At 61.3% G+C, this 17,055-nt stretch carries 16 protein-coding genes; 5 read left to right on the top strand and 11 right to left on the bottom strand.

All coding sequences use genetic code 11. The features are described 5' to 3' along the window. Positions 1-123: 123 nt before the first annotated feature. From PQR42_RS19940 to PQR42_RS19900, 9 genes are all read right to left on the bottom strand, one after another. The gene (locus tag PQR42_RS19940) at positions 124-1,284 is read right to left on the bottom strand and encodes an ABC transporter substrate-binding protein (protein WP_408383936.1); all 1,161 of its coding nucleotides are present in this window, start codon (positions 1,282-1,284) and stop codon (positions 124-126) included. A 362-nt stretch (positions 1,285-1,646) separates the two neighbouring features. Next, positions 1,647-2,813, bottom strand: a complete 1,167-nt coding sequence (locus tag PQR42_RS19935; RefSeq protein WP_408207037.1) for an ABC transporter substrate-binding protein — start codon at positions 2,811-2,813, stop codon at positions 1,647-1,649. Positions 2,814-3,328: 515 nt separating this feature from the next. Further along, positions 3,329-4,300, bottom strand: coding sequence for a branched-chain amino acid ABC transporter permease (locus PQR42_RS19930; protein ID WP_408384158.1), 972 nt, complete (start codon positions 4,298-4,300; stop codon positions 3,329-3,331). After that, the gene (locus PQR42_RS19925; RefSeq protein WP_408383934.1) at positions 4,300-5,184 is read right to left on the bottom strand and encodes a branched-chain amino acid ABC transporter permease; all 885 of its coding nucleotides are present in this window, start codon (positions 5,182-5,184) and stop codon (positions 4,300-4,302) included. The genes PQR42_RS19930 and PQR42_RS19925 overlap by 1 nt, the downstream gene beginning before the upstream one ends. 187 nt (positions 5,185-5,371) lie before the next feature. Continuing rightward, complete coding sequence (locus PQR42_RS19920) at positions 5,372-6,586, bottom strand: ABC transporter substrate-binding protein (RefSeq protein WP_408207033.1); 1,215 nt, start codon at positions 6,584-6,586, stop codon at positions 5,372-5,374. A gap of 51 nt (positions 6,587-6,637) precedes the next feature. Beyond that, positions 6,638-7,396, bottom strand: coding sequence for an ABC transporter ATP-binding protein (locus PQR42_RS19915; protein WP_408383932.1), 759 nt, complete (start codon positions 7,394-7,396; stop codon positions 6,638-6,640). Further along, positions 7,393-8,172 (bottom strand): ABC transporter ATP-binding protein, encoded by a 780-nt coding sequence (locus tag PQR42_RS19910; protein ID WP_408383931.1) that lies wholly within the window; start codon positions 8,170-8,172, stop codon positions 7,393-7,395. The genes PQR42_RS19915 and PQR42_RS19910 overlap by 4 nt, the downstream gene beginning before the upstream one ends. Positions 8,173-8,458: 286 nt before the next feature. Continuing rightward, entirely contained in the window at positions 8,459-10,171 is a 1,713-nt protein-coding gene (locus PQR42_RS19905; RefSeq protein ID WP_408383929.1) for a GMC family oxidoreductase, read from the bottom strand. 132 nt (positions 10,172-10,303) lie between these two features. Continuing rightward, complete coding sequence (locus PQR42_RS19900) at positions 10,304-11,842, bottom strand: CoA-acylating methylmalonate-semialdehyde dehydrogenase (RefSeq protein WP_408383927.1); 1,539 nt, start codon at positions 11,840-11,842, stop codon at positions 10,304-10,306. Between the two features lie 143 nt (positions 11,843-11,985). Here PQR42_RS19900 and PQR42_RS19895 point away from each other — a divergent pair, with 143 nt between their 5' ends. Both PQR42_RS19895 and PQR42_RS19890 read left to right on the top strand, forming a co-directional pair. Continuing rightward, positions 11,986-12,885 carry a LysR family transcriptional regulator gene (locus tag PQR42_RS19895; protein WP_408383925.1) on the top strand — a complete coding sequence of 300 codons (900 nt, stop codon included), beginning with the start codon at positions 11,986-11,988 and terminating at the stop codon, positions 12,883-12,885. A gap of 327 nt (positions 12,886-13,212) precedes the next feature. Then, on the top strand, positions 13,213-13,749 hold the full coding sequence (locus PQR42_RS19890) for a class IV adenylate cyclase (protein ID WP_095417868.1): 537 nt from the start codon (positions 13,213-13,215) through the stop codon (positions 13,747-13,749). A 67-nt stretch (positions 13,750-13,816) separates the two neighbouring features. Here the strand turns inward: PQR42_RS19890 and PQR42_RS19885 are convergent, their stop codons facing one another. Then, positions 13,817-14,308 carry an Lrp/AsnC family transcriptional regulator gene (locus PQR42_RS19885; protein ID WP_408383923.1) on the bottom strand — a complete coding sequence of 164 codons (492 nt, stop codon included), beginning with the start codon at positions 14,306-14,308 and terminating at the stop codon, positions 13,817-13,819. A 146-nt stretch (positions 14,309-14,454) separates the two neighbouring features. Between PQR42_RS19885 and phhA the strand changes: the two genes are divergently transcribed. Both phhA and PQR42_RS19875 read left to right on the top strand, forming a co-directional pair. After that, entirely contained in the window at positions 14,455-15,345 is an 891-nt protein-coding gene (phhA, locus tag PQR42_RS19880; RefSeq protein WP_408207024.1) for a phenylalanine 4-monooxygenase, read from the top strand. Between the two features lie 95 nt (positions 15,346-15,440). Beyond that, positions 15,441-15,731 carry a 4a-hydroxytetrahydrobiopterin dehydratase gene (locus PQR42_RS19875; RefSeq protein ID WP_408207022.1) on the top strand — a complete coding sequence of 97 codons (291 nt, stop codon included), beginning with the start codon at positions 15,441-15,443 and terminating at the stop codon, positions 15,729-15,731. Between the two features lie 105 nt (positions 15,732-15,836). On the opposite strand, the gene PQR42_RS19870 is transcribed toward PQR42_RS19875, so the two are convergent. Beyond that, positions 15,837-16,061 carry a DUF3717 domain-containing protein gene (locus PQR42_RS19870; protein WP_408207020.1) on the bottom strand — a complete coding sequence of 75 codons (225 nt, stop codon included), beginning with the start codon at positions 16,059-16,061 and terminating at the stop codon, positions 15,837-15,839. Positions 16,062-16,301: 240 nt separating this feature from the next. Here PQR42_RS19870 and PQR42_RS19865 point away from each other — a divergent pair, with 240 nt between their 5' ends. Then, positions 16,302-16,988: a response regulator gene (locus PQR42_RS19865; protein ID WP_013590077.1), complete on the top strand. Its 687-nt coding sequence runs from the start codon at positions 16,302-16,304 to the stop codon at positions 16,986-16,988. Positions 16,989-17,055: the final 67 nt, after the last annotated feature.

Below are 17,055 nucleotides of genomic sequence, written 5' to 3'. Positions count from 1 at the left end.
GCCTGAAAAGGCGACCGCCGCGCCGGAACACCGCGCGGCGGTCGATGCCATTGTCATCGAACAGAATGGCAATGCGGCGTCACATGCCGCACGTTGCGCGAGAGGCGCGTACCGCTTTTGTCGTTAGTCGTTCTGCAGCTTCCACTTGCCGTCGACGATCTGCACAATCACGCGTGCGCGCTTGTCGAGGCCGTTGTGGTCGGTCGTCGTGGTGTTCATGATGCCGTGCGAGACCGGCAGCTCCTTGATGTTTTCAAGCGCGCCGCGCAGTGCCACGCGAAACGCTTCGGTGCCCGGCTGAGCGGTCTTCAGCGCGACCGGAATCGCCGCTTGCAGCATCTGGCCGGCGTCCCATGCGTGACCGCCAAAGGTCGCCACCGAGCCTGCGCCATATGCTTTCTCGTACGCCGCCTTGTACGCTTCCGACGACTTCTTCACCGGGTTCGATGCCGGCAATTGATCCGCCACGAGGATCGGGCCGGCCGGCAGGAATTCGCCTTCGCAGTCCTTGCCGCACACGCGCAGGAAGTCGTTGTTCGCGACACCGTGCGTCTGGTAGACCTTGCCCTTGTAGCCGCGCTCCTTGAGCGTCTTGGCCGGCAGCGCCGACGGCGTACCCGCGCCCGCGATCAGCACCGCATCGGGATTCGCGCCCATCGTCTTCAGCACCTGGCCCGTGACCGATGCGTCGGTGCGGTTGAAGCGCTCGTTGGAGACGATCTTCAGATTGTGTGCCGCGGCCGCTGCGGTGAAGACGTTGTTCCAGCCGTCGCCGTAGGCATCCGCGAAGCCGATGAAGCCCACCGTCTTCACGCCGTGATGTTCCATGTAGTCGGCGATGGCGTCAGCCATCAGGCTGTCGTTTTGCGGCGGTTTGAAGGCCCATGCGCGCTTCGCGTCCATCGGCGAAATGATCGCCGCCGATGCCGCCAGCGAGATCACCGGCGTCTTGCCTTCGGCAGCGGCGTCGAGCATGGCGAGCGAATTCGGCGTGACGGTCGAACCGATGATCGCGTCGACGTGGTCTTCGTCGATCAGCTTGCGCGTGTTCTGCACGGCTTTGCCGGTATCGGATCCGTCGTCGAGAATGATGTATTGCACGGTCTTGCCGCCGATCTCTTTCGGCAGCAGCGCAATCGTGTTCTTTTCAGGAATCCCCAGCGATGCGGCCGGCCCCGTCGTGGAAAGCGTCACGCCGATCTTCACCTGGGCGAACGCCGCGCTCGCGCCGCACATCAACGCCATGGCGATGCCGGTGCGTACCCATTGCTTTGTCTTTTTCATTGCAAGTCTCCAAACGCTTCGAAGCGCGTATCTGTAATCCGACTCACGGGCCGGGTGTCTGAATCTAGTTATAGGGTTTGGGTGTGCCAAGCATGGTTTTCCCTGCTCAGCGCGAATACCTTTGCCGCTTTGATGCCACTCTCCTGCTACCTACCACGACTGCTGCGATATCCTGTGAACAAAACACTAACATGTTAGTAGTATTGCGTTCTGCATGATTGACGGTCAATAGACCGCAACCCAAATGCGGGTTTGTCCTGAAGCCACGGAGCCACACTTTTTCACGTGATACGGACAATAAAAAAGACGCGTCAACTGCACGCGTCTTTTTTTAATGAAGGTCCATATCGCTTAGCCTTCGCTCAGTCGCCGGACAACTTCCACTTGCCGCCGACAATCTCCACCATCACGCGCGCCCGCTGGTCGAGGCCAGCGTGGTCGTTCGCGCTCATGTTGAAGATGCCGTGCGACGCGGGCATGTCTTTGGTGCTTTCCAGCGCGGCACGCAGTGCTTCACGGAACGCAGGCGTGCCCGGCTGGCCCTTCTTCAATGCCAGCGGAATCGCGCGTTGCAGCAGCAAGCCCGCGTCCCATGCGTGGCCGCCGAAGGTCGACACCGAGCCTGCGCCGTAAGCGGTTTCGTAAGCGCGCTTATAGGCGAGCGAACTCTTCTTCACCGGATTCGAATCGGGCAGTTGTTCAGCGACGAGCAACGGACCCGCCGGCAGATACGTGCCTTCGCAATCCTTCCCGCACACGCGCAGGAAGTCGTTGTTGGCGACGCCGTGCGTCTGATAGTACTTGCCCTTGTAGCCGCGCTCCTTGAGCGTTTTCTGCGGCAGCGCAGCCGGCGTGCCGGCGCCCGCGATCAAGACCGCGTCCGGATTCTGCGACATGATCTTCAGCACCTGGCCGGTCACCGACGCGTCGTTGCGCGCGAAGCGTTCGTTCCCAACGATCTTGATCTTGGCGAGATCCGCAGCCTTGCCGAATTCCTTGAACCAGCTCTCGCCATAAGCGTCGGAGAAACCGATGAACGCGACCGTCTTCACGCCATGATTCGACATGTGCTGCGCGATCGCGGTGGCCATGAGAATGTCGTTCTGCGGTGTCTTGAAGACCCACGCGCGCTTCGCATCCATCGGTTCGACGATGCTCGCCGCGGCGGCCATCGAGATCATGGGAGTCGAGGTTTCGGCGGCGACGTCGATCATGGCCAGCGAGTTCGGCACGACGGTCGAGCCGATCAGTGCATCCACGTGATCTTCGCTCGTGAGCTTGCGCGTGTTCTTGACAGCCTGGGTGGAATCCGTGGCGTCGTCGAGCACGACGTAATCGATCTTCTGGCCTGCCACCTCTTTAGGCAGCAGCGCAATCGTGTTCTTCTCCGGAATACCGAGCGACGCGGCCGGACCCGTTGCCGATACGGTCACGCCGATTTTCACGTCTGCGAATGCATGGCCGCTCCATGCCGCGCTCACTCCGGTGGCGACCAATGCCGCACTGATCCAACGCAATGCCGACTTCATCCCGCTCCTCTATCTACCCCGTCATTCATTCGAATTTAAATCCGTGGATTTAAATCCCGACCAGGCGGTCGGTGAATAGCGAGTTTAGCGGACGAAAGCCACGTGCTGCAAGCGTTTTGCAGGGTTGAGGCGTGTGAAATAGAGACATGTTCGGTGAATGAAAAAGGGTCACCGAATTAGCGGGGAATTTGAATGGTGAATAACGAAAAGTACAAATAAAAAGCGCTGTTGGATATCAATCCAACAGCGCTTTCGTCTGGGCACTGAGTGCCTCATTGTCTCCTCGTTCTCCACCTGCAAAATTCGTGGTGCATCAGAACTGCATGAAGATTAAACGAGCACCCTGCGTACTACAACTAGCAATTACCCTAGTGGTGCACTGCGGCACTGAATTGGGGCACGTTTGCGCGAGCCTTGCCGGATATGCATTCCGACTCGATTACCGCTCCAACCTCGCCGCATCACGACGGCCGGATTATATCGGATGCCGAAGCAATTGCGCGCTTCACTTTACGTCAGGCTCGCAATGGCCGCACTCGCGCGATGATCTCGCCGACGATGCCGCGACGGAACGCCAGCACGCACGCAATGAAAATCACGCCGGTCACAATGGTCACCGATTCGCCCAGCGAACGGAACCACTCGACGCCCGTGGTCGTCGCCAACGCGCCGCCGATATCGCCGAGCCGGTCCTCGAGCGCGACGATCAGCGCCGCGCCGAGCAACGGCCCGAACAAGGTGCCCATGCCGCCGACGAGCGTCATCAGGATCACGAGGCCGGACATGGTCCAGTACGCATCGCTCAACGTCTCGAAGCCCTGCACCAACACCTTGAGCGAACCCGCGAGACCCGCAATCCCCGCCGACAGAATGAACGCGAGCAGCTTGAAGCGATCCGTATCGTAGCCGAGCGACACCGCACGCGGCTCGTTCTCCTTGATGGCGACCAGCACCTGCCCGAACGGCGAATGCACGATCCGCACGATCAGCAGGAACGCCAGCACCATCACGGCGAGCACGACAAAGTACAGCGCCACATCGGACGACAGATCCAGCAGGCCGAACAGCTTGCCGCGCGGCACGCCTTGCAGGCCATCCTCGCCATGTGTGAACGGCGCCTGCAGGAACACGAAGTACACCATCTGCGCGAGCGCCAGCGTGACCATCGCGAAGTAGATGCCCTGGCGGCGAATCGCGAAGAGACCCACGATCAGGCCGAGCAAGGTTGCCGCTGCGGTGCCGGCAAGCACACCGAGCTCCGGCGAGAAGCCGAGCGTCTGGATCGCATAGCCCGTGACATAGCCGGCTGAAGCAAGAAACATCGCGTGGCCGAACGACAGCAAACCGGTATAGCCGATCAGCAGATTGAACGCCGCCGCGAACAGCGCGAAGCACAGCACCTTCATCACGAAGAGCGGATAGATGCCGAGCACGGGCACCGCGAGAAGCACGATCAGCAGCAGACCGTAGAGCACTTTTCTCTGCATCATTTTTCCTTGCCGAAGAGACCCGCCGGGCGCACCAGCAACACCAGCGCCATGATCACGAAGACGACGGTCGCCGACGCTTCCGGGTAATACACGCGCGTCAGTCCTTCGATCACGCCGAGCAGCAAGCCAGTGAGGATCGAGCCCATGATCGAACCCATGCCGCCGATCACGACCACCGCGAACACGGTGATGATCATCGGCTGCCCCATCAGCGGCGAGACCTGAATCACCGGTGCGGCGAGCACGCCGGCAAACGCGGCCAGTGCGACGCCGAAGCCGTAGGTGAGCGTGATCATCAGCGGTACGTTGATGCCGAACGCTTCGACCAGCTTCGGGTTTTCCGTGCCGGCACGCAGATAGGCGCCAAGCCGCGTCTTCTCAATCACGAACCACGTCGCGAAGCACACCGCCAGCGAGGCCACCACGACCCACGCGCGATAGTTCGGCAGGAACATGAAGCCGAGATTGGTTGCGCCGGAAAGCGCCGACGGTACGTCGTACGGCTGGCCGGAGGATCCGTAGATGGAACGGAACACGCCCTCGACCACCAGCGTGAGCCCGAAGGTCAGCAAGAGCCCATATAGATGGTCGAGCTTGTAGAGCCAGCGCAGCATCGAGCGTTCGATCGCCATGCCGAACAGCCCGACGATCAGCGGTGCCAGCACCAGCATCACCCAGTAAGGCAGGCCGAAATACGAAAAGCCCATCCACGCGAGCATCGCGCCCAGCATGAACAACGCGCCGTGCGCGAAATTGATCACGTTGAGCAAGCCGAAGATCACCGCCAGCCCGAGGCTCAGAATTGCGTAGAACGAGCCGTTCACGAGCCCCAGCAGCAGCTGGCTCAGCATCGCCGGTAGCGGAACGCCAAAGATTTCCATTGAAGCCTTAACCCATCGCCAAGGTGAGATCGGTCACGCACGATCCGGCCGGCGCGCGATCAGCGACAACGACGCCGATCGCGCGCGGCATGTGAAACGGTTCGCCGTCAGCCTGTGTACCATCGCGACATCGCGTATCGCCCGACAGGCGTAGCAGACAGACGGCTATCTGGTTACGAACCAGCGTTTATTTCCACAACGCGCAGCGCGTTTCCGCCTTGGTCGTGAATGCCTGCTCGCCGGGGATCGTCGCCGTGATCTTGTAGTAGTCCCACGGCTCTTTGGATTCGGCCGGCGTCTTGACCTGCATCAGGTACATGTCGTGGATCATGCTGCCGTCCTGACGGATGTAGCCCTTCGCATAGAAATCGTCGATCTTGGCCTTCTTCAGTTGCGCCATCACCTTGTCGGAGTCGGTCGAACCCACCGCCTTCACCGCGTTCAGATAGGTCATGGTCGCCGAGTAGTCGGCGGCCTGCAGGCTCGACGGCATCTTCCTCATCTTGTCGAAGTAGCGTTGCGCCCACTTGCGCGTGGTGGCGTCCTTGTTCCAGTACCAGCTGTCCGTCAGCACGAGGCCTTGCGTGGTTTCCAGACCCAGGCTGTGTACGTCGTCGATGAACATCAGCAGCGCGGCGAGTTTCATCGTCTTGGTGATGCCGAATTCCTTGGCCGCCTTGATCGAGTTGATCGTGTCGCCGCCTGCGTTGGCGAGGCCCAGAATCTGCGCCTTCGACGCCTGCGCCTGCAACAGGAACGACGAGAAGTCCGACGCCGACAGCGGATGGCGCACCGCGCCGAGCACCTGGCCGCCGCTCGCTTTCACCACGTCCGACGTATTCTTTTCCAGCGCCTTGCCGAACGCGTAGTCGGCGGTCAGGAAGTACCAGGTCTTGCCGCCCTGCTTCGTCACCGCCGAGCCCGTGCCCTTGGCCAGCGCCGTGGTGTCGTACGCATAGTGGATCGTGTACGGCGTGCATTGCTCATTGGTCAGCGTGTCCGCGCCCGCGCCGATGCTGATGTACACCTTTTTCTTTTCTCCGGCCACGGTGTTCATCGACAGACCGGTTGCCGAGTTCGTACCACCGATCAGCAGATCGACGCCGTCGCGATCGAACCATTCGCGTGCGCGCGACGCCGCGATGTCCGCCTTGTTCTGGTGGTCCGCATACACCACCGTGATCGGCTTGCCGTTGACCTTGCCGCCGAAATCCGCCACCGCCATGCGGATCGCTTCGAGCCCACCCTGCCCGTCGATATCCGCATACAGACCGGACATATCGGTAATGAAGCCGATCTTCACCGCGTCGTCAGCCGCTTGCGCGCTGCCCATCGTCAGAGCGGCGCCAGCGGCGACCGCGAAACAAAGTGTGGCAAGCCGCGCGAGTGGGTTCTTTTTCATTCCTGTCTCCTGGTTTCTTCGCTTGTGGTTATCAGAGGCAATCGGGCGTTTTTATACGCCCAGTAGATCGTGCAGAACAGGCATCTTGCTTTCGAGTTCACTCGCCCCGAAGTGCTCGACAATCGCGCCGTGCTCCATCACGTAGAAGCGATCTGCAAGCGGCGCGGCAAAACGGAAGTTCTGTTCGACCATCACAACGGTATAGCCCCGCGCCTTGAGTGTCATGATCATGCGCGCCAGCGCCTGCACGATAACAGGCGCGAGCCCTTCCGATATCTCATCGAGCAGCAGCAAGCTCGCGCCGGTGCGCAGAATGCGCGCCACCGCCAGCATCTGCTGTTCGCCGCCCGATAGCCGCGTGCCCTGGCTCATGCGGCGCTCTTGCAGATTCGGAAACATCGAATAAATTTCTTCGAGCGACATCATGTGCGCCTTGTCGCCGACGGGCGGCGGCAACAGCAGGTTTTCCTCGCACGAGAGGCTCGAAAAGATACCCCGTTCTTCCGGGCAGTAGCCCACGCCGCAATGCGCGACGCGATGCGTGGGCAGATTGACGGTTTCGCGTCCGCCAATGCGGATTGAACCGGTGCGTCGTCCGGTCAGGCCCATGATGGCGCGCAGCGTGGTGGTCCGGCCGGCGCCATTGCGGCCCAGCAGCGTGACGACTTCGCCGCGGTTCACCGTCAGATCGACGCCGTGCAGAATATGGGATTCCCCGTACCACGCCTGCAAACCCTTGATGTCCAGCGCGGGAGCGGCGTTCTCCGTCCCGCTTACGTCGAGGCTTTCACGCTCGGCAATCGTATTCATGCGTGGGCTCCGGCGAGCGCCGCGTCGGCGCTGCCCATATAGGCTTGCATCACGAGCGGATTCTTCGACACTTCGGCGTAGCTGCCTTCGGCGAGCACTTCGCCACGTTGCAGCACGGTAATCGTGTCGGAGATGCCGGCGATCACATTCATGTTGTGCTCGACCATCAGGATGGTGCGGCCGCTCGATACTTTTTTGATCAACGCCGTCACACGATCGACGTCTTCGTGGCCCATGCCTTGCGTCGGTTCGTCGAGCAGCATGAGCTCGGGTTCCATGGAGAGCGTGGTGGCGATTTCCAGCGCGCGCTTGCGGCCGTAGGAAAGTTCGACCGTCAACACATCGGCGAAATCGGTCAGTCCGACCTGGGTGAGCAGATCCATTGCGCGATCATCGAGTTGGCGCAGCGTACGCTCGCTCTTCCAGAAATGAAATGCCGTGCCGAGCTGGCGCTGCAAACCGATGCGCACATTCTGCAATGCTGTCAGATGCGGAAACACAGCGGAAATCTGGAATGAGCGGATGATGCCGCGCCGCGCGATTTGCGCCGGGCGTTCGCTCGTGATGTCGATGCCGTTAAAAACGATCTGACCCGCGCTGGGTTCCAGAAATTTGGTGAGCAGGTTGAAGCAGGTGGTCTTGCCTGCCCCATTCGGGCCGATCAGCGCATGGATCGAGCCACGGCGCACGCGCAGGTTCACACCGTTCACGGCGATGAAGCCTTTGAACTCACGGGTGAGGCCGCGCGTTTCGAGAATCGTATCGCCGAGAATCATGTTCCCTTCCATACGGAGTGAGGCGAAGCATTACGATCTTACGCGCGAACCGCTGCGCGACTTTTTATGACGGCGGCACCCCGTGCCGCTCGTTGGCGTGCTGCACCAATCCGGACGGTAATCCATGGGGCGGCACGCAGCATGGCTGCCATTGTCGCGCCAATGATGCAGCGCATTCATTGGGATTTGCACTTAGTGGATGATGCCCGCCCGAGCGGGACTCATATGTGCGAGATGCCCGCCACGCATGACGGACGGGCATCTCATGCGGCTCGTGCGCTCGCTGTCACACCGCGGACATGGAAGGCGTCGAACTCGTTTGCGCCGCCAAACTGCCGGCCACGCGCGCACGGCGATCTTCGCGGATCATGTCGCTGGCGCGTTCGGCGATCATCAGCGTGGGCGAATTGGTGTTGCCCGAGGTGATGTTTGGCATGACAGACGCATCAACCACGCGCAGTCCGTCAACACCGATAACCCGTAGCCGGTTGTCGACCACCGCGCCGGGGTCGTCGGTCGTGCCCATGCGGCAGGTGCCGACCGGATGGAAGATGGTCGTACCGACCGCGCCCGCGGCTTGCTGCAACTCTTCCTCGGTCTGATACTGAATGCCCGGCAAAATTTCCTGCGGCCGGTAGCGTGCGAGCGCGGACGCGGCGGCAATGCGGCGCGTGAGACGCAGCGCGTTGGCGGCAACGTGCCGGTCGTAATCGGTGGAGAGATAGTTCGGTGCGATCAACGGCGGCGCTGAAGAGTCGGCGGATTCGATGTGAATGCTGCCGCGCGAAGTGGGCCGCAACTGGCACACCGACGCCGTGAACGCATTGAACCGATGCAACGGTTCGCCGAAGCGATCGAGCGAAAGCGGCTGGACGTGATATTCGAGGTCGGGCCGCGTGAGCGAGCGATCGTCCGGATCGGATTTGGCAAACGCGCCAAGTTGCGACGGCGACATCGACATCGGGCCGCTTTGGAAAAACGCGTACTGCATGCCGATCAGCAACTTGCCCCACCAATGCGCGGACGCCGTATTCAGCGTACGGACGCCGTCGACTTTATAGGCCATGCGCAATTGCAAATGGTCCTGCAGATTTTCGCCTACGCCACGCAGATCGTTGACGACCTCGATGCCGAGATTCTGCAGACGCGCGCCATTGCCGATGCCGGACAGTTCGAGCAATTGCGGTGAGTTGACCGCGCCCGAACTGAGGATCACTTCGCAGCGGGCCTTCGCCAGATAGTCCGTGTTGTTCCCGCGATATTCGACGCCTGTGCAACGGCGTCCTTCGAATATGACGCGCTGCGTGTGCGCACCGGTGATCACGGTAAGATTCGGCCGTTTAAGTGCGGGGCGCAAAAACGCCTTCGATGCATTCCAGCGAATGCCGCGTTTCTGATTGACGTCGAAGTAGCCGACACCGGTGTTGTCGCCGCGGTTGAAGTCGTCGGTGGCGGGAATGCCGGTCTCTTGCGCGGCGCGCGAAAACTCTTCGAGAATTTTCCATTTCAACCGCTGTTTCTCGACGCGCCACGGCCCGCCCGCACCATGCGATTCGGTTGCGCCGGCATGGTGATCTTCGCTGCGTTTGAAGACCGGCAGCACCGAGTTCCAGGACCACGATGCGTCGTTGGTGACGCGCGCCCATTCATCGTAGTCTTCGCGCTGACCACGCATGTAGATCATGCCGTTGATGGAGGAGCTGCCGCCTAACACGCGTCCGCGCGGATACGAGAGTGAGCGGCCATTGAGGCCCGCTTCAGCCTGCGTTTTATAAAGCCAATCGGTGCGAGGATTGCCGATGCAGTAAAGATAGCCGACCGGTACGTGAATCCAGTGGTAATCGTCCTTGCCGCCGGCTTCGAGCAGCAATACCTGCACGTCGGGATCCTGGCTCAGGCGATTGGCTAGCACACAACCCGCTGTCCCCGCGCCCACGATGATGTAGTCGAACTCGCCTTCGAGGCGCCGGGCTGCGGGCGTCGTATCGGTATAGCTCATTGTTCCGTCTCCTAAGCTTTTTTGCCGACTAGTCGCATGGTTGTCATGCGATTGCGGCGTTGGGCTCTATTTGTGTTTTCTGCCTTCGACATGCCACCAGAAGCGCTGCCCGCCGAAGGCAATCGCCTCACACTACTTAGCAACCGGCATCGTAAATTCAGCACCCTTGGCGATACTGTCGGGCCAGCGCTGCATGATGCTCTTGTAGCGCGTGTAGAACCGCACGCCTTCTTCACCGTACGCGTGATGATCGCCGAAGAGCGACTTCTTCCAGCCACCAAACGAATGCCACGCCATCGGCACGGGAATCGGCACGTTGATGCCCACCATGCCGATCTGGATCTGCCGCGAGAAAGCGCGAGCAACGCCGCCATCGGACGTAAACAACGACACGCCGTTAGCAAACTCGTTGGCGTTGATGAGTTCCACCGCGGAAGCAAAATCCGGCACGCGCACCACACAGAGCACAGGTCCGAAAATCTCCTCGCGATAGATCTTCATATCGGTCGAGACATTGTCGAACAAGGTGCCGCCGAGAAAGAAGCCCTTCTCATGACCGCTGACCTGATGGCCTCGTCCATCGACAACCAGCTTCGCGCCCGACGCGACACCGGAGTCGATATAGCCGACCACTTTCTCGCGATGCACCGCCGTCACCAACGGTCCCATCTCGGCATCCGATTCCATGCCGTTGAGAATCTTCAAACTCTTCACGCGCGGTGTGAGCCGCTCGATCAGCTCATCGGCGATATGTCCCACCGCGACGGCCACCGAAATCGCCATGCAACGCTCGCCTGCCGAACCGTACGCCGCGCCGATCAAGGCATCGACGGCCTGGTCGAGATCCGCGTCCGGCATCACCACCAGGTGATTCTTCGCTCCGCCCAAAGCCTGGACGCGCTTGCCGTGCTTCGTGCCTTCCGTGTAGATGTATTCGGCAATCGGCGTCGACCCGACAAACGACAACGCACTGACTTCCGGATGCACGAGTAGCGCATCGACAGCAACCTTGTCGCCGTGCACGACATTGAACACACCATCCGGCAAGCCGGCTTCCTTCAACAATTCCGCGAGGCGGTTCGAACAGGACGGATCGCGCTCCGACGGCTTCAGTACGAACGTGTTGCCGCATGCAATCGCGACGGGGAACATCCAGCACGGCACCATCATCGGGAAATTGAACGGCGTAATGCCGGCGACCACGCCGAGCGGCTGACGCAGATTCCAGTTGTCGATGCCGCCGCCGATCTGATCGGTGAAGTCGCTCTTCAGCAGATTCGGAATGCCGCACGCGAACTCGACGATCTCGATGCCGCGCATCACTTCGCCCTTCGCGTCGGAAAACACCTTGCCGTGTTCGCGCGTGATCAGCTCCGCGAGTTCGTCGTGGTGACGGTCGAGCAATTCCTTGAACTTGAACAGGACACGCGCGCGCTTGATCGGCGCGGTTTCACTCCATGCGGGAAAGGCGGCCCGGGCGGCGGCGACGGCGGCATCCACCTCGGCGACGCTCGCAAGCGGCACACGCGCGCTCACGCTGCCTTGCGCGGGATTGAAGACGTCACCGAACCGGCCGCTCGTGCCTTCGAGCGTCTTGCCGTTGATGAAATGGGTCAGCGCGCGGGCGCTAGTCGCGCTGCGCTGGGTTTCGTCCTGATATGTCTCGCTCATGGTGTCCTCTTTCCTGTGAAGTCTTCCGCCCCGGCGTGCGCGGCGTGATAAAGGCGTGCTGAAGGTGAAGCGTACGGCGCTTCGGGTCGACAAATCCAATGAGTAATGCTCAACTGCGCTATAAGGCGCGCTAATATCAGGATATGGATCTGACTCTGCTCCGGGCGTTCGTCACCGTGGCACGCGAGGGCAACCTCACGCGTGCCGCAGTGCAGCTTCACCTGACCCAACCCGCCGTCAGCCTGCAAATCAAGCATTTGCAGGAGACGCTCGGCGTGACACTGTTCACGCGGACATCGCACGGGCTCTCGCTCACGCGCGACGGCCAGGCGCTGCTGCCGCACGCCGAACGCGCGCTCGGCGCGGCGAACGACGTGCAGCGGGCAGCGCAATCGCTGCGTCACGAAGTGCGCGGACGACTGCGGATCGGCACGATCCTCGACCCGGCGTTTCTGCGCCTCGGCGGCTTTCTCAAGCAGCTCGTGGAGACCTGGCCGCACATCGAGACGGCCTTGCGCCACGGCATGTCGGGCTGGGTACTGGACCAGGTTCGCGCGGGCGAGCTGGATGTCGGCTACTACATCGGCCTGCCGTCCGAAGACGAGCCGCGCGACGGCCCCGCTTTTCATGCGGTCACGTTGACTCATTTCCAATACCGTGTGCTTGCGCCGGCCGGCTGGAAAGACCGCGTCAAGGGCGCGCGCGACTGGCGTTCGCTCGCGGCGCTGCCGTGGATCTGGACGCCGCCAGCGTCGGCGCATAACCGGTTGTTGTCGCGCTGCTTCGACGAGGCCGGTGTGAAACCGGTCAAGGTTGCGGAAGTGGACCAGGAGCCGTCGATGCTCGATCTGGTCAAATCGGGCGTCGGTCTCACGCTCGCACGCGACGCCACCGCGATCGCCGAAGCGCATGCGCACGCGCTGACCATCATCGAAGGTGTTACCGTGCCGACTCAGCTTAGCTTTATCACGCTCGCGCAGCGCAAGGAGGAACCGGCGATTGCCGCGGCGTTGAAGCTGATCGAGCAGCAATGGGCGACTTGAGGCGCAAGTGACCGGTGTTTCGTATAGGGCACGAGAACACGCGAACGCACGGCGAGCGATATGAGCCGCTCTCATGACACGCCCAAACAGTGCGGTCCTCGTGGCGATCTGCTTGCGCAGCCCCTTCGCCAGCGCCGATCGCGGAACACGACCCCGCGCCCCGCTGCTGAAACCACACCGTCACGCAGTTTTTGTTAGATTGAGGGGTCGCGCTCACGCGCCGGCTCCGCATCCTTTTCCGTCCCGCTCGACTTTGTCCTTCCCGGCAGCTTTGCCCCGGCAACACCGGAAGCCGCCGACCACTCCATCCTTCGACAGGAGCCTGACATGGCACGCAACATTGAAATCAAAGCCCGCGCCCAGCATTTCGAGCAACTCCGTGAACGCGCGGCGCAGCTTGCGCCGGACGCGCCGTTGATCTTCCGCCAGCAGGATTTTTTCTACGACGTGCCGCGCGGCCGCCTGAAGCTGCGCCAGTTCGACGACGGCACGCCCGCCGAGCTGATCTTCTATCAGCGCGACGACCGTGACGGCCCGAAGGCGTCGTATTACACGCGCAGCCCGGTGACCAACCCCGAAGCCATGCACGCGCTGCTCGCCACGGCGCTGACCACGCGCGGCATCGTCACCAAGGAACGGCATGTGTATCTGACCGGCCGGACGCGGATCCATCTGGACCGGGTCGACGGTCTGGGCGACTTCGTGGAACTCGAAGTGCTGCTCGCCCAGGACGACGACGAAGAAGGCGGCCATGCCGAAGCGCATGCGATGTTCGCCACACTCGGCGTGCCGGAATCGGATCTGGTGGCGGTGGCCTACGTCGATTTACTGAGCCCGGACAGCGAGCCGAAGCAAGCGGCTTAAGACTGAGGCAATACAGGGCCGCGGGCAGAGTCAGCGCGGCCGGCGCCGCATCCGTGCTGCCGTCGCATCAAGCGGCAGCGGTCCCCGGCGACAGATGGCCGAGCGGCAACGGACCATTGCGCTTGAAGGTGGTGAGCACGATATTCGAACGCACACTATCGACGCCCGGCACACGCATCAGCTTCTTCATCACGAACGTCGACAGATAATTCAGATCGGGCGCGACGATGCGCAACAGATAGTCGGCGTCGCCTACCACGGCATGACATTCCAGCACTTCGGGCAGCACGTCGATCTGTTGCTGAAACTGCTCGATGATCGAATCGCCGTGGTGCTTCAACTTCAGACTGGTAAACGCGGTGACGCCGAGCCCGAGTTTTTCCGGCCGCAGCACGACGCGATAGCCGTCCACCACGCCCATCTGCTCCAGCCGCTGCAAACGCCGTCCGATCTGCGACGGTGACAGCGGCACCTGCTCGGCCAGTTGCTGATGCGTAGCCCGGCCGAAGCGCTGAAGCACGTCTAGCAGCGCAAGATCGAAGTGATCCAGTTCTAACATGTCGAATATCCGCATTAAATGATCATTTGATGCACGATTATTGCATATCGACACCATAAAACGCCATCATTGCGCCCTTTCCGCGCGCACGCCGCTCTACACTTGCATCACCAATGCAATCATCCGTCACCGTAGAGCGCAGCATCATGTCCACCGCCAACACTGCCAAACTGAAAGAGCAATTCGACGCCGGCCTCGAAACCCGCGCCGATTTCACCATCGATCAGCCGACCGAACGCTACGGCGCGGTCGACCACGCGGTATGGCAACAGCTTTACGCGCGCCAGACGGCGCTGCTCAAAGGACGCGTTTGTGACGAGTTTCTGGCGGGCGTCGAAACCATTGGCATGCCGGCCGACCGCGTGCCCTCGTTCGACGAGATCAACGCGAAGCTCACGCCCGCCACCGGCTGGCAGATCGTCGCGGTGCCGGGTCTTGTGCCAGATCAGGTGTTCTTCGAGCATCTGGCGAATCGCCGCTTTCCCGTGACGTGGTGGATGCGCCGGCCGGATCAGCTCGATTATCTGCAGGAACCCGACTGTTTTCACGATCTGTTCGGCCACGTGCCGCTGCTGATCAACCCGGTATTTGCAGACTACATGCACGCATATGGCCGCGCCGCGCTCGCCGCCCATGACGCCGGCGCCCTGCCGCTACTCGCGCGCCTTTATTGGTACACAGTGGAGTTCGGGCTGATCCGCGACGCGGCCAGTCCGAACGGCGTGAAGATCTACGGCGCGGGCATCGTGTCGAGCAAGGGCGAAACCCTCTACAGTCAACAAAGCGCCGCGCCGAACCGGCTTGCCTTTGACCTCGAACGCGTGATGCGCACGCGTTACCGCATCGACACGTTCCAGAAAACCTACTTCGTGATCGACGACTTCGCGCAGCTGTTCAACGTGGCGCAAACGGATTTCGCGCCGCTGCTGGCAAGGCTCGCGACCGAACCGGCGTTCGCGGCCGGCGATGTCCTCGAGCACGATCGCGTCATCACGCGCGGCTCGCAGGAAGGCTGGCTGGCCGACGGCGATATCTGAAAAGCAGCGCCGACAGCGCGCAAACCTCATCCGTGAAAAAATAGGGGATGCGCACGCCCACCGGCGTGGCTGTTCAGATCAAATGAGGTGGCACCATGATTCAAAAACTGACTTCCGAAGAACGCGCCACGCAAATCGCCAGTTTGCATGGCTGGCAAGCCGTGGCAGACCGCGACGCGATTCAGCGCCAGTTCAAATTCGCCGACTTCAACGAAGCATTTGGCTTCATGACGCGCGTGGCGATCAAGGCGCAGGAAATGGATCACCACCCGGAATGGTTCAACGTGTACAACAAGGTGGAGATCACGCTGTCCACGCATGAAGCCGGCGGCTTGACCGAGCGCGACATCAAATTGGCGACGTTTATCGACAGTATTACGGCGTAATACAAACGAACCAGTGCGCCTCACGCGTGTTTATGCGCCGAACATTGAATAATCCGGCGGCAATGAAAGGGCATTGCAGGTAATCCCTTGTCCAAACCTTCAGTTCTACAGGCTATTCTTAAGGTGCACGTAAGAATCCCACGCTTGCCTCGCAATCGCGTCCAAACGATCCGGTGATAGCGTGTGCTGACGCTGTACAATCATCAGCGCATACGGCTTGGAGAGCGCGCTTGCCTCCTTGCACAGAACGAGTTCGTCGCCGCTCGAAGGTGAGCGGGCGCGCCAGAAGTTGATTGCGGCTTCCAGTTCGTGAATGCTTATCTCGGACATGACTTCGTGATCGCTCTCAAGAAAACGACGGGCCGTCCCAAGTTTTCTTGCCCCTGCGGGGGACTGGCGCGATGCGACAGGTCTTGGGGGCGCCAGGTAGGCGCTTCAAGGCCGCTCGATGCCTGCTTCGTGGCCGCTTCGTGCCAGTTCGGTACGGCCACGCCGCACGCTGCCTGTGCAGCAGGCGCCCCGGCGAACCGCTTGCCCAAACGCCTAACCCATTGTACTTGAGCGAAACCCATGCGACTCCTTCTGATCGAAGATGACCGCCCCATCGCACGCGGCATCCAAAGCAGTCTCGAACAAGCCGGCTTCACCGTCGACATGGTCCACGACGGCATTTTCGCCGAACAGGCCCTCACGCAAAATCGCCATGAGCTGGTGATCCTCGATCTGGGTTTGCCCGGCATCGACGGCATGACGCTGCTCTCGCGCTTCCGTCAGAGCAATCGTCATACGCCGGTGATCATCCTCACCGCGCGCGACGAGCTCAACGACCGCGTGCAAGGCCTGAATTCCGGCGCCGACGATTACATGCTGAAGCCGTTCGAACCCACCGAACTCGAAGCGCGCATCCGCGCCGTCATGCGCCGCAGCGGTCCGCACGGCGATATGCCGCGTCCGGAAGTGTCGCTGGGCGGTGTGCGCCTGTCGGGCGTCGATCGCCGCATTTTCAACGACGACAAGCCGCTCGAACTCTCGCCGCGTGAATTCGCGGTGCTCGAAATGCTGCTGTTGCGTCATGGCCGCGTGGTCAGCAAGGCACAGCTGCAAGACCATCTGACGCATTTCGGCGGCGATCTCGGCGACACCGCGATCGAGGTCTACGTACACCGGGTGCGCAAAAAGCTCGAAAACTGCCGTGTCGAGATCGTCACGGTGCGCGGCTTCGGTTATCTGTTGCAGGAAATCCGCCAGGCCGCATAATCGTCGTGAAGGCCGCACGTTGCGTTGCGGCCTGACGGCGCCGGGCCGGCGCCGCGCACTCGGTGCG

The sequence above is a fragment of the Paraburkholderia sediminicola genome (assembly GCF_046027355.1).
GTDB classification, from domain to species: domain Bacteria; phylum Pseudomonadota; class Gammaproteobacteria; order Burkholderiales; family Burkholderiaceae; genus Paraburkholderia; species Paraburkholderia sediminicola_B.
Note: the sequence above shows the minus strand (reverse complement) of the source record. Positions and strands in the feature narration are given on the sequence as shown.